11 protein-coding genes are annotated in these 12,259 nt (G+C 59.7%); 7 read left to right on the forward strand and 4 right to left on the reverse strand.

Translation table 11 applies throughout. The annotated features are described in order from the left end of the window. Window positions 1–30 precede the first annotated feature (30 nt). Window positions 31–669 (forward strand): LysE family translocator, encoded by a 639-nt coding sequence (locus K328_RS0121650; RefSeq protein ID WP_245577626.1) that lies wholly within the window; start codon window positions 31–33, stop codon window positions 667–669. 71 nt (window positions 670–740) lie between these two features. On the opposite strand, the gene K328_RS0121655 is transcribed toward K328_RS0121650, so the two are convergent. Further along, on the reverse strand, window positions 741–1,943 hold the full coding sequence (locus K328_RS0121655; RefSeq protein ID WP_028467751.1) for a pyridoxal phosphate-dependent aminotransferase: 1,203 nt from the start codon (window positions 1,941–1,943) through the stop codon (window positions 741–743). A gap of 213 nt (window positions 1,944–2,156) precedes the next feature. Here K328_RS0121655 and K328_RS0121660 point away from each other — a divergent pair, with 213 nt between their 5' ends. From K328_RS0121660 to glpK, 6 genes are all read left to right on the forward strand, one after another. Next, a complete protein-coding gene (locus K328_RS0121660; RefSeq protein WP_028467752.1) occupies window positions 2,157–2,636 on the forward strand; it encodes a hypothetical protein in 480 nt (159 codons plus the stop codon). A gap of 73 nt (window positions 2,637–2,709) precedes the next feature. Then, on the forward strand, window positions 2,710–3,972 hold the full coding sequence (locus K328_RS0121665) for an MFS transporter (protein ID WP_028467753.1): 1,263 nt from the start codon (window positions 2,710–2,712) through the stop codon (window positions 3,970–3,972). After that, on the forward strand, window positions 3,962–4,819 hold the full coding sequence (locus tag K328_RS0121670; protein ID WP_028467754.1) for a metallophosphoesterase family protein: 858 nt from the start codon (window positions 3,962–3,964) through the stop codon (window positions 4,817–4,819). Before K328_RS0121665 ends, K328_RS0121670 begins: the two co-directional genes overlap by 11 nt. A gap of 57 nt (window positions 4,820–4,876) precedes the next feature. After that, on the forward strand, window positions 4,877–5,101 hold the full coding sequence (locus K328_RS0121675; RefSeq protein WP_028467755.1) for a hypothetical protein: 225 nt from the start codon (window positions 4,877–4,879) through the stop codon (window positions 5,099–5,101). A 178-nt stretch (window positions 5,102–5,279) separates the two neighbouring features. Further along, a complete protein-coding gene (ppa, locus tag K328_RS0121680) occupies window positions 5,280–5,813 on the forward strand; it encodes an inorganic diphosphatase (protein ID WP_028467756.1) in 534 nt (177 codons plus the stop codon). 156 nt (window positions 5,814–5,969) lie between these two features. After that, entirely contained in the window at window positions 5,970–7,481 is a 1,512-nt protein-coding gene (glpK, locus tag K328_RS0121685) for a glycerol kinase GlpK (RefSeq protein WP_036555329.1), read from the forward strand. Window positions 7,482–7,512: 31 nt separating this feature from the next. On the opposite strand, the gene K328_RS0121690 is transcribed toward glpK, so the two are convergent. The 3 genes from K328_RS0121690 to K328_RS25410 all read right to left on the reverse strand — a co-directional run bounded on the left by K328_RS0121690 (window position 7,513) and on the right by K328_RS25410 (window position 11,997). After that, window positions 7,513–8,526 carry a sensor domain-containing diguanylate cyclase gene (locus K328_RS0121690; protein WP_245577632.1) on the reverse strand — a complete coding sequence of 338 codons (1,014 nt, stop codon included), beginning with the start codon at window positions 8,524–8,526 and terminating at the stop codon, window positions 7,513–7,515. Window positions 8,527–8,899: 373 nt separating this feature from the next. Beyond that, the gene (locus tag K328_RS26195) at window positions 8,900–11,314 is read right to left on the reverse strand and encodes an ATP-binding protein (RefSeq protein ID WP_156901545.1); all 2,415 of its coding nucleotides are present in this window, start codon (window positions 11,312–11,314) and stop codon (window positions 8,900–8,902) included. Window positions 11,315–11,382: 68 nt separating this feature from the next. Next, the gene (locus K328_RS25410; protein ID WP_051285389.1) at window positions 11,383–11,997 is read right to left on the reverse strand and encodes a histidine phosphatase family protein; all 615 of its coding nucleotides are present in this window, start codon (window positions 11,995–11,997) and stop codon (window positions 11,383–11,385) included. Between the last annotated feature and the right edge of the window lie 262 nt (window positions 11,998–12,259).

The following is a 12,259-nucleotide window of genomic DNA, read 5'->3' on the forward strand; positions in this document are numbered from 1 at the left end:
TTCCAGAGACATTTTTGATGAGGACCGATCATGATGCTGGATTCTCTTTCGCCAGAATTTCTGTTAACCGCCCTGCTCGTCGTGCTCGCTCCCGGAACGGGCGTTATCTACACCCTTTCCTATGGCCTGTTCGGTCGTCGGGGGCAGAGCATGACCGCAGCCCTCGGATGCACGTTCGGCATTGTTCCGCACCTGCTGGCGAGTGTGCTCGGTTTGGCGGCCCTTCTCCATACGAGTGCGGTGGCCTTTCAGATGGTCAAGCTGCTGGGCGTTGCCTATCTGCTCTATCTGGCCTGGGGCCTGTGGCGGGCAAGCGGTACACTTGCGGTCACCCGTCCGGATGAGGAGCAAGGCTCCACCAAAGGACATCTCCGGATCATGGCGCGGGGCGCGTTGATCAATATTCTCAATCCAAAGCTCTCGATCTTTTTCCTCGCTTTCCTGACGCAATTTGTCCCCGAAGGCGCACCTGATGCGATGGCGCGTTTCTTCCTGCTTGCGGTCACTTTCATGGTTATGACGTTCGCGGTGTTCGTGATGTACGGCCTTGCGGCGGAGCAGGTCAGCCAGCGAGTTCTTGCCTCGGCAAGAGCGATGCGCTGGCTGCAAAGAACCTTCGCGGCGGCCTTTGCCGGTTTCGCGTTCAAACTGGCACTGACAGAACGCTGATCCGCTTCAAAAAGAAAAGCGCCGCCCGGAATTCTCCGGGCGGCGCTTTTCGTTCAGGTCTCTGAAGAGCGTCAGCGCAGCGCGGCGCAGGCCCGCTGGATACGCTCGCAGGCGTCTTCGAGGATCGTATCGGACGTCGCATAGGAGATCCGGAAATGCGGGCTGAGGCCGAAAGCCTCGCCATGCACGGCCGCGACGCCTTCCGCTTCCAGCAGGTAGGTGCAGAAATCCTCGTCATTCTCGATGGTCTTGCCGTCGGGCGTCTTCTTGCCGATGACGCCGGCGCAGGACGGATAGACGTAGAAGGCGCCGTCCGGGGTCGGGCAGTTCAGGCCGCTGGCCTGGTTCAGCATGGAGACCACGAGATCGCGCCGGGCCTGGAAGGCCTTGTTGTTCTCGGCGATGAAATCCTGCGGGCCATCCAGCGCGGCGATCGAGGCTGCCTGGCTGATCGAGGACGGGTTCGAGGTCGACTGGGACTGGATCTTGCGGATCGCTGTGATCAGCTCGACCGGGCCGGCCGCGAAGCCGATGCGCCAGCCGGTCATGCAGAAGGCCTTGGACATGCCGTTGACGGTCAGTGTCCGGTCGTACAGGCCGGGCTCTATTTCCGCCGGGGTGCAGAACTCGAAATCGTCGTAGACGAGCTTCTCGTACATGTCGTCGGTCATGACATAGACGTGCGGATGTTTCATCAGCACGTCCGTGACCTTCTTCATGTCTTCCTTCGTATAGCCTGCGCCGGACGGGTTCGACGGGCTGTTCAGGATGATCCATTTGGTCTTCGGCGTGATCGCCTTTTCCAGATCTTCCGGCTGCAGCTTGAAGTCCATCTCCTGCGGGCATGGGACGATAACCGGCTCACCTTCGGCGAGCAGTACCATGTCCGGATAGGAGACCCAGTAGGGCGCCGGTATGATGACTTCGTCGCCCGGGTTGAGCGTGGCCATCAGCGCGTTATAGAGCACCTGCTTGCCGCCGGTGCCTACGGTGATCTGGTTGCGCGCATAGTCGAGATTGCTGTCGCGCTTGAACTTGCGGCAGATCGCGTCCTTCAGCTCGGGCGTACCATCCGGATCCGTGTAGCGGGTGTCGCCGCGCTTCATCGCGTCGATGGCGGCTTCGATGATGTGAGCCGGTGTATCGAAATCCGGCTCGCCGGCGGAGAGGCCGATGACGTCGCCGCCCGCGGCCTGCAGTTCACGCGCCTTGGCGCTGATGGCGATGGTGGGGGACGGCTTGATCCGGCCGAGACGGTCAGCGATGAAGCTCATTATTTCCTCGGAAAGGCTGGCTGATAAGACGGAAGGCAGAGCCTACGCCCGGCTTCCGGTGCATTCAAGCGCGGGAATGTCCCGATTTAGGAGTGACTTCGAATTGGAATTCGGCTGGACAGCGAGATGCCGACGGGAGATTCTCCCGAAATCCGGAAAAACCGGCAAGAGATTCATCGTAATTTAAAGAGTTTAGAGTGTAAGAACAGCGCTATGGACCCGATACGCAGATCAGAACATGCAATACCCCGCGCTGGCACACTCGACCGCGATGTCTGGGCACGCGATCTCGCCCGCTCCATGTGCGAAAAGGTTCCCGATGTCGAGGAACTGGAGATGCGCCGGCTGGAGCAGTTCCTCTGCGGCCTGATGCATTATCTGTTGGGCAAGGTGCACGATCGGCCTGAATTCCGGCGCGAGGAAGCGGTGTGGCGCGGAAAGCACGGCTTGCTGCCGCTGATGGGCGGGATGATGGACCGGTACCGGAACATGCCCCGCAAGCCCGGCACGGAGCCGGTGCGGCAATGGCTGAACGACATGGCCGACGAAGCGACCAACTCGAAATACAACCCCGTCTGCATCCAGGCGTTCCGCCTCCTGACCCGGCTTGAGCATGACGATCTCGAGAACATGCTGCACAACGCGTCCTGCGTGGTGCTCCTCTCGCTCGGTCAGGAAATTCCCGCGGATTGATTCCGAAGTCGGGAGCATTCCATTCCCGTTCTAAGTATTTTCCAAGCCCGGGACATTGGACTACAAACAGTTCATGTCCCTCACAACATCCGTGGCTCGCTTTTGTCAGGCGTTCCGCAATCGCGATTACGCCATTTATTGCGCCGGCAGCTCCCTGACCGTCATCGGTCTGTGGATGCAGCGGATTGCCGTCGGCTGGGTAGCCTGGGAGCTGACCGAGAGCCCAACCTGGCTCGGCATCATTGCGTTCGCCGAGCTCTTCCCTGTGGTCATCCTGAGCCCGCTCGCCGGGACGCTTGCCGACCGGCTCGACCGGTTGTGGATTGCCAGGGTCGCGCAATGTCTCAACATGGTCCAGGCCACGGCACTGACGGTTTTGACGCTGTCCGGTGCGCTGACCATCTGGTGGCTGTTCTCACTGGCGCTGTTCACCGGGATCGTTGTCTCCTTCTGGCAGCCGGCCCGGATGGCGATGATCCCCAATCTGGTCCGGCGCGAGGATATGGCCTCGGCCGTGGCGATCAATTCGGTGATCTTCAACGCGGCCCGCTTTATCGGCCCGGCGATCGCCGGTGTGGTTATCGTCGGCTATGGCGCGGGCTACGCTTTCCTCGCGAACGCGATCAGTTATCTGCCTTTCATCGCGGCATTGTGGATCATCCAGCCGAATATGAACGGGCGAAAGCCGAAGCATGGTGCAGGCATTTTGGCGCAGATGGCCGATGGATATCGTTACGCCCTGACCCATCCCGGCATCGGCCCGATGCTGATCCTGATGCTGATCACCTGCATCGCCATGCGTCCGGTGTTCGAATTGTTGCCGGGCTTTGCCGCCGAGATTTTCGGCCGCGGTGCCGAGGGGCTCTCCATGATGGCCACGGCCACGGGTATTGGCGCGGTGATCGGGGGACTCTATCTCGGTCAGCGTAACGGCCTTGAAGGTCTGGTTCAGCTTTCCCTCGTGAGTGTGGTGGCGATGATCGCGGCGCTGCTGGTGTTCAGTCTGACATCGAATTTCTGGGTGGCACTCATTGCGCTGGCCGTTGCCGGTGGCGCGATGGTCACACACGGGGCCGGGTCGCAGACCCTGATCCAGGCGGCGGTCGACGAGGATATGCGTGGCCGGGTGGTTGCGCTTTACGGCATGCTGTTCCGGGGTGGTCCGGCGATCGGTGCCCTGGGCATGGGCTGGGTCTCGGAGTGGGCCGGGTTGCAATGGCCGCTTGTGGCCGGTTGCGCCATTGCGTGCCTTGCGCTGCTCTGGATGGCCGGACGCCGGATGGCCATCCGCGATGCCATGGAGGCACGGCGTGGAGAAGTCGAGAGTGACGGCTGAATCCGAAAATACCCGGCTCTGGGCCATTTCCGATCTCCATCTCGCCTCCGAGGTGAACAGGAACGCGCTTGCCGAGATTCCCGATCATGGTGCGGATTGGCTGATCCTGGCGGGAGATGTCGCCGAGCGCGAGGAAGTGTTTGTCGATGCGGTGACCTTTCTGGGCAAACGGTTCGGAAAGCTGATCTGGGTGCCGGGAAATCACGATCTCTGGACCGATCAGCGGCCCGGCGGGGTGGCCCGGCGCGGCGATGAGCGCTACCGGCATCTTGTCGAGTTGGCCCGCGCGGCTGGCGTGGTCACACCGGAAGACCCCTATCCAAGATGGCCGATGGATCTTGATGGAGAGCCGGTCTTCATAGCGCCGCTTTTCCTGCTCTATGACTATAGCTTCCGCCCCGAGGATGTTCTGCTCGCCGACCTGAAAGACTGGGTGCGGGAGAAACACGCGGTGCCGGTGGATGAAGTCCTGCTCGATCCCGAACCTTTCGCGGATCGCCCGGCTTGGTGCGCTGCCCGTTGTGCTGAAACCGAGGCCCGTCTGTCGGCTTTGCCCGAGGGCGCGCGGACCGTGCTGGTGAACCACTGGCCCTTGCGCGAGGATCTGATCCGGATACCGCGGGTTCCGCGATTTGTGCCCTGGTGCGGCACCCGGATCACGCATGACTGGCACCGCAGGTTCCGCGCCATCGACGTCGTCACCGGGCATCTGCATACCCGCAGGACCGATATGGTCGACGACACCCGTTTCCATGAGGTCTCCCTCGGCTATCCAAGACAATGGGATCAGTCGCGCGGGATTGGGGATTATCTCCGCGACGTGACCCCCGGAAATGCAAGGGGTTGAATTCGTTCGCCGGCATGCGAGGATGGAAAAGATTCACCGGCGAGGGGGAGCTGACCTATGCGTACTGTTGATCTGACCATGGAATTCGAAGCGGCTGAGAGCCTTCTGCAGATTTTGAACGAGGGAAGGGTTTCCGGCGACATGCGCGATCATCTCGCCAGGTTGGTTGAGGATGCCATCCGCGCAGCTTCGGCAGCTGAACCCGAGACCGAACCGCGCTATGTCGGAGAACATGGGGAGCATAACCCCAACACGCTTGGGAAACCGGGCGGTATCAAATAGCCAAGAGCCTTATTTCCGGGTTTTCTCCATAGCTGCGTCCATTCGACACTTGACCTTCGCGCCGCATTGCCGCAAATGCTGCGCCGCAAAAGTTTTCTGTCGCCAATCCGATAAAAGGCGGGAATACCGTGTGCGGGGATCTGCTCGCTAGGTGTCCCGTGCGAATGGAGCAAGACCCTTGGACGTAAGTAAGATCTCGACTGGCCCCAATCCGCCGCACGAAGTACATGCCGTTATTGAAATTCCGCAGGGCGGCGTTCCGGTGAAGTACGAGCTGGACAAGGATTCCGGCGCGATGATGGTCGACCGGTTCCTGCACACCGCCATGTTCTACCCGGCGAACTACGGTTTCATTCCGAACACCCTCTCCGACGATGGCGATCCTGCCGACATCCTCGTCATTACCGGTTCCGGCGTTGTTCCGGGTGCTGTCATCCCGTGCCGTCCGATCGGGGTCGTGCATCTGGAAGACGAAGCCGGCATGGACGAGAAGATCATCGCAGTGCCTGTCGAAAAGCTGCATCCCTATTATGCCGGGGTGAAAAGCTATCGTGACCTGCCGGAAATTCTGATCCAGCAGATCGTCCACTTCTTCGAGCACTACAAGGATCTCGAACAGGACAAGTGGGTGAAATTTATCGAGATGGGTGACGCCGAGTCGGCCCGGACCACGATCCTGGAAGCGATGGAGCGGGCGAAAGACGCGAAGTAACGCGCCGCCCTCTGAAAAAGCGATCTGAATGCAGCCGCGCCGTCCCGTGAGGGGCGGCGCGGTTTTGTTTATGCTGGCAACCTTCCGCTGCGACGGGCTATTGAATCGTCTCGGCGCCCGATGCGTCGCGGGCAGCACGGCCCGAGGGAGGATCAGATGAACACAGCCGCAAAGGCTGGCAACGACCGGCTTATTCTTGCACTCGATCAGGGAACCACCTCGAGCCGCGCTATCGTGTTCGATGCGAACACGCGCGTGGCTGCGGTCGCGCAGCAGGAGTTTCCGCAACATTTCCCGCAGTCCGGCTGGGTCGAGCACGACCCGGAGGATCTCTGGCGGACCACGGTAGAGACCGCGCGGGAGGCGATCGCGAAGGTCGGCGGCGCGGAGCGGATAGCGGCGATCGGCATCACCAACCAGCGCGAGACCACGGTGGTCTGGGACCGGCGTACCGGCAAGGCCATCGCCAATGCCATCGTCTGGCAGGACCGGCGCACAGCGCCCCTCTGCACGCGCCTGAAAGAGGCCGGTCACGAAGCGCTCTTCACGGCTCGGACGGGCCTCTTGCTCGATCCCTATTTCAGCGGCACCAAGATCGCCTGGATTCTGGACAATGTGGAGGGCGCGCGGGCACTGGCTGATGCGGGGCATCTGGCTTTCGGCACGGTGGATAGCTGGCTGATCTGGCGGCTGACCGGCGGCAAGGTGCATGCGACCGACGCAACCAATGCCTCGCGCACGCTGATCTATGACATCAACAAGGGCGCTTGGGACGCGGAGCTGCTGGCTATCCTCGGGGTGCCGGCTTCCATGCTCCCGGAGGTGAAGGACTCATCGGCGGATTACGGGGTGACGGACGCCGATCTGTTCGGAGCGCCAATCCCGATCTCCGGTGTGGCAGGGGACCAGCAGGCGGCGACCGTGGGACAGGCCTGCTTCGAGCTCGGCATGATGAAATCGACCTACGGGACCGGCTGTTTCGCATTGTTGAACACAGGCAGCAAACCGGTGCAGTCGACCAACCGGTTGCTGACCACCATCGCTTACCAGCTTGGCGGCAAGCCAACCTATGCTCTGGAAGGCTCGATCTTCGTGGCGGGCGCCGCTGTGCAATGGCTGCGGGACGGGCTCGGTATGATTTCGGATGCGTCCGAAAGTGCGGGGCTGGCGGAGCGAGCGGACATGGCGCACCGGGTCTATCTCGTACCGGCCTTCACCGGCCTTGGCGCGCCTTACTGGGACGCGGAAGCGCGCGGCGCGCTCTACGGACTGACACGAGCCTCCGGGCCCGCCGATTTCGCGCGGGCTGCTCTGGAAAGCGTCGGCTACCAGACACGCGATCTGCTGGAAGCCATGCGCAGTGACTGGAGTGCCGAAGGCGGAGATACCGTGCTCAGGGTCGATGGAGGCATGGTGGCTTCTGACTGGACCATGCAGTTTCTCGCCGACATTCTCGGGGCTCCGGTCGACCGGCCGGTGGTGGCGGAGACAACGGCGCTCGGCGCCGCCTATCTCGCCGGCCTGAGGCACGATTATTATCCGTCACCTGCGGCGATGGCCGAACAATGGGCCCGGGAGCGCCGCTTTGAGCCGGCCATGGGGGCGGACGCTCGTGACCGGCTTTACGCCGGCTGGCGCGATGCGGTGCGGCGGACGATTACGGCGTGAACGATGCTGCAGGTGTTCGGGTGGGGGGCGATCAGTCTCCGGACACGTCCGTTTTGCTGTCAGCTCCGAAGCTGTCCTTGGCTGCTATGGCCACCCGGTTGCGCCCGGCCGCTTTGGCGGAGAACAGCGCGGCATCTGCCCGTGCGATGAGAGATTTCAGGGAATCTTGTTCACGAAAAGAGGCCAGACCGGCGCTGGTCGTCACGCGAAGCGTGTGATCCCCGATTGCGACGGGCGTGGTTTCAAGAGCGTTCCGGCAGCGTTCTGCGACACGCTCCGCAAGATCAAAATCGGTTTCGGGCATCAACAACGCGAATTCCTCTCCGCCGATCCGGCCGAAAAGGTCAAGGTCTCTGGATTCAGATGTGCACAGGGCTGCAAATGTTCTGATGACCTCGTCGCCCGCAGGGTGACCGAAGCTATCGTTCACTTCCTTGAAGCGGTCCAGATCAAACAAGGCGAGCGCCAGTGGCCGGTTGTAGCGTTTGGCACGTTCCAACTCCCGGCCGGCGCCTTCCATCCAGGCGCCACGTGACATGGCGCCACTGAGATGGTCGCTCGAAGCAATCTGTCTGAGTTCCAGTTCGCCGACGACAATTTTTGCAAATTGGTCGAGTATCGAGACCTCGAATGGTGTGAATAGTCGCGGCTTGGTGTCGATCGCACAAAGGCTGCCGATATTATATCCGTCCGGGGTTCTCAGAGGGATTCCCGCATAGCTGCGAATATGAGGCTCGCCGGTCACCAGCGGGTTTTCGGAAAAGCGCGGATCGGATGTTGCATCTTGGATGACGAGCGGGTTCCGATCTTTGATGGCCTGGGCGCAGAAGGATACATCACGGGGCGTTTCGCTCATTTCGATGCCGCGTTTCGCCTTGAACCATTGGCGCTGGTGTTCGACAAGAGAGATTGCGCACATGGGGACGTTCAGAATATTCTGGACGAGGTTGACGACATGCTCGAACGCATCTTCTTCGCTGGTTTCGAGGATCTGATAGCGTTGCAGCGCGAGCAACCGACCCTCTTCGTCTCGCAATTTGTCCACATTATCCAAGCAGGGACTCCTCATCCGCTGGGGTGGGAACAGTCAAGACAGCGGCTCTGCCCGCTATGACGACGGAAGTGTTGCTGCGCCCACCGGCATGATCTGCGTTTGCCCTGAACGGGCTGACTGCAATTCGATTCAGAACGTCTGTTTGAAATCGAGACAATGTGCTGGTCCTCGGTGCGTAGAACGGAACCTAATCCGGTGAATCAGTATTCATCAAAATGACAGCGAATGGCGTTTCGCCGAATCTTCAGGTGAAATCTCTGGCATCGGGGCCGATCAATCTTGAACAGGACAGGTGATTTCACTCTAGCAACCTTTCTGGTGTCGAGCGCCTGGAATATGCACGCAGTGAGCGCGCGCAACAGCCTCACGGCAAAACAACCTCGACCTCCGTGCCTTGGCCGGGCTTGCTGCGGCAATTGATCTTTCCGCCCAGGCGCTGTGTCGCCAGATTGAACACGATATGCATCCCTAGTCCGGTGCCACCATTGGCGCGCCGGGTGGTGAAGAATGGGTCGAAAATCTGGGTGCGGGTCTCCTCGTCCATTCCCTTGCCGAAATCTCGAACTGAAATCCGGTCTGCCCCATTCCGCAGTCTCTGGACCTCTATTTCGATTTCGCCGCCGTTTGAATCGTAGGCATGAATCCCGGTGTTCATGATGAGATTGGTCAGGATCTGCGCGATAGCACCAGGGAAGGTAAGTCGGTTAAGGCCTTCGGCCGGCTCCGCGAATTTGACTGTGAGACCCCGCCGCTTGGTCTCGGCTGACAGGCTTTGAATCGTACTTTCAACATAGGCCCCCAGTTCGATCTCCCGTGCGTCGTCAGCGGTCTGGTCCACAGCGACCAGCTTGAAGCTCTTGATAAGCTCGGCGGCTCGATTGAGGTTTCGCTCCACGATTTCGAGCCCGTTGCCGATATTTGAAAGGCGTTCAACCGCGAGTGCACGGGTTAAGTGGCCTTCCGGGCTCTGGATCTCGCTGTTGAACTCCCGGGCGATATCCGCCACGTGGCTCGCGGCAGTGACACAGATCCCAAGTGGTGTGTTCACTTCGTGCGCGACACCGGCGACGAGTGCGCCAAGGGCTGCCATTTTCTCCTGACGCACCAACTCGTTCTGGGCGCTCTTCAGATCCGTGATGTCTGTATTGGTCACAATGCATCCGACATCATCGACAAAGCGGCGCTCGACCTTGTGATAGGAGCCGTTCGGCAAAATGTCCTCAATTACATTGCTTTCCCGCCGTTCGAGAAGGGCGGTTCTTTCGGACAGGATTTCCTCCAACTTCTTCGGGTCCCGTTGGAGGTTCCTTTTGCTGGTGAGAATGTGCTTCAGGATTTCAATATAGGGCGTGCCCGGAGTGCAGATCTGATCCGGAATTTTATGTGCCATCCTGATCCAGTTATTGATCAGGCGAACGCGGTTTTCAGTATCGAGCAGGATCATGCCGATCGGTGCGTAGTCAACGACGGCTTTCAGTGTCTTTCGTTCGGTTTCAAGTGCTTCCTCGGTCTGGCGACGGACGACGACCTCGCGCTGTAGTTCCTCCGTACGTTCCGACACCATCCGTTCGAGTTCTGCGGTCATATTCTCCCTGAGTTGGTCCGCCTCGATTTTCTCGCCGATGTCGCGGACCATGAATTGAGCGATCTCGGTTTGGTCGGGGCCTGCGAAAGCTGTCACCGTGAGTTCCGTCGGAAATTCGGTGCCATCCAGTTTTCTGCCGCGCCATTGGACGACCTGTGGGACTCCCTTGCGGGCTTCGTCAAAAATCTCATTCAAGATTTCGACGGATTTTTCTTTTGAGCCATGAACACTGCCCGAGAGCTGGCCAAGAGGCTTGCCGATGACTTGTGCGCTCTCGAGACCGAACATTTCCTCGGCCTTCTTGTTCAGGGCGGTGTATCTGCGGTTCTCGAAGACGAAAATCGCGTCTCCGGCGCTGTCGAAAAGCCCTTTGTATTGGGTCTCGCTTCGCTCTCTCTCCGAAACCTCTTGCCGAAGCTGGTCGAGAATACCCTCGAAATAGGAGATCGCGCGGCCCAGCTCGCCAATCTCGTCGGTCCGGTTCTGGTCCGGCTGGAACTCGGACGGCTGGCCTTTCGCCAGATTTCCCATGGCCCTTATGGCGCCGATCAGGTCTCGTGACATCAGGCGGTTTATGAACCATGAAACCAGTAGTGACAGAGGAACGCAGAGCGCCAGACCGGCGAGAAGTATCTGTGTTAGGCGCCGGTCAAACGCGGCGTAAGCCTCGGAGGCATCCGAATTGTCCTGCAAATTCACATTCGTCAGCTCGCCCAGGGTGTGGAAGACCTCCTGGTATTGTTCATTCGTGCGACGCATCTGCTCTGCATGGACATCCAAATTCACCGAGGTCATCAGAACGGCTGAGATGTAGTCCTCGTGGAATGTCTCGAAATTCTGCGCGAGCTGTCTGAACAGGCGGCCATCGAGGGTTTGTGGGTCCAGCGTGCTCAGAACGCTTTTCAGCTCCTCCTTGATGTCGTGGAGCCGGTTCATATGAGGGCGCGCCAGATCGTAGAGTTCACCCTCATCAAGCTCAACTGCCCGGCCGAGGACGCTCTGCATCTCAAGATGGACGGCGGCAACGCTTTCGCCGAGCGATGTCACTTGCCCGAGCCGGGATATGGCGGTCGTCTGAAGCCGCTCCAGCGCCCGCCTTTCTTCACTATTGGTCTGGAGAACGACGATCAAGAACCCGGCGAAGATCAGCACGGTGATGATCGGGGCGACAAAAACCCAGGTCTTCAACCCCAATCGAAACCGTCGGCCGCGCCGTTTTTCTGATGTCACAGGACGTCCTACTGTTGAGCGGCCGTGAGCGGCTAGCTGTCTGGGTGGATTGCTGTGCGGTAATGGAAAGACCCTGCCCCGTCCGGTTCGAAAACAACGGTAACGCCCTCTGGTTTTGGCCAGACGCCGGACGCTTCGCGCAGATTGGCTGTGTGACCTGCGATGACCGTATTTGTGCCGGTTGCCGGTTCCTCAGCCAGCAGGGCGCGCAGAACATCGGCTTGCCGTCCTTCGTTCTCGCTTCCTGATCCGAGCGAGAATTTGAGGTCATCGTTCAGTTCGGCCCGCCCGAAGGCAAGGATGGCGGTGTTTTTTGCCCGGCAGTACGGGCTGGCGATTATTTTTGCGACCGGAATGCGGAGCTTTGCGAAGGATACGCCGATCTTGCGCGATTGTTCGCGGCCCAGTTCGGAGAGCGGTCTTTGGGTTTCGCAGTTTGCCAGGTTTCCCCGATCGCTATCCGCAATAGCGTGATTTGTCGCGGCGTGCCGGATATAGAAAATAAACCCGCCGTCGCGGAGCTCGTCTATGAGAGCGCTCTCGATCAGGTTTTTGCTGGAGTTTGAAGTGTCTCCTTCGGAAGAAGCTTGAGCTGCTTGCAGAGGCAACCCGATTAAGAAAACCGTAAGGATGACACCCGGAATCATTGGCGCTACTCCAAATTATCTTTGGTCTCTGAGCCAATTTTTAATCAAATTCGTCACGAAAAAGTTAAGAAGGCGCGGTTTCCCGGGGATGGGGCATCGCCAAGGCGATTCGCAACGTCTGAATCTCATCAGACCAGAAGCCCGGGCGCCGCGCTGGATGCTGCGTTTTTGTCGCCTGCCCTCATTCTTTGCCGGAGAGCCTTGGGCTACATTCTGACCTAATTGCTTTTTACTGTGTCCTATGGATAGTCCAGATTGATCG

Origin of the sequence: Nisaea denitrificans DSM 18348 (assembly GCF_000426505.1) — a bacterium.
GTDB classification, from domain to species: Bacteria; Pseudomonadota; Alphaproteobacteria; order Thalassobaculales; family Thalassobaculaceae; genus Nisaea; species Nisaea denitrificans.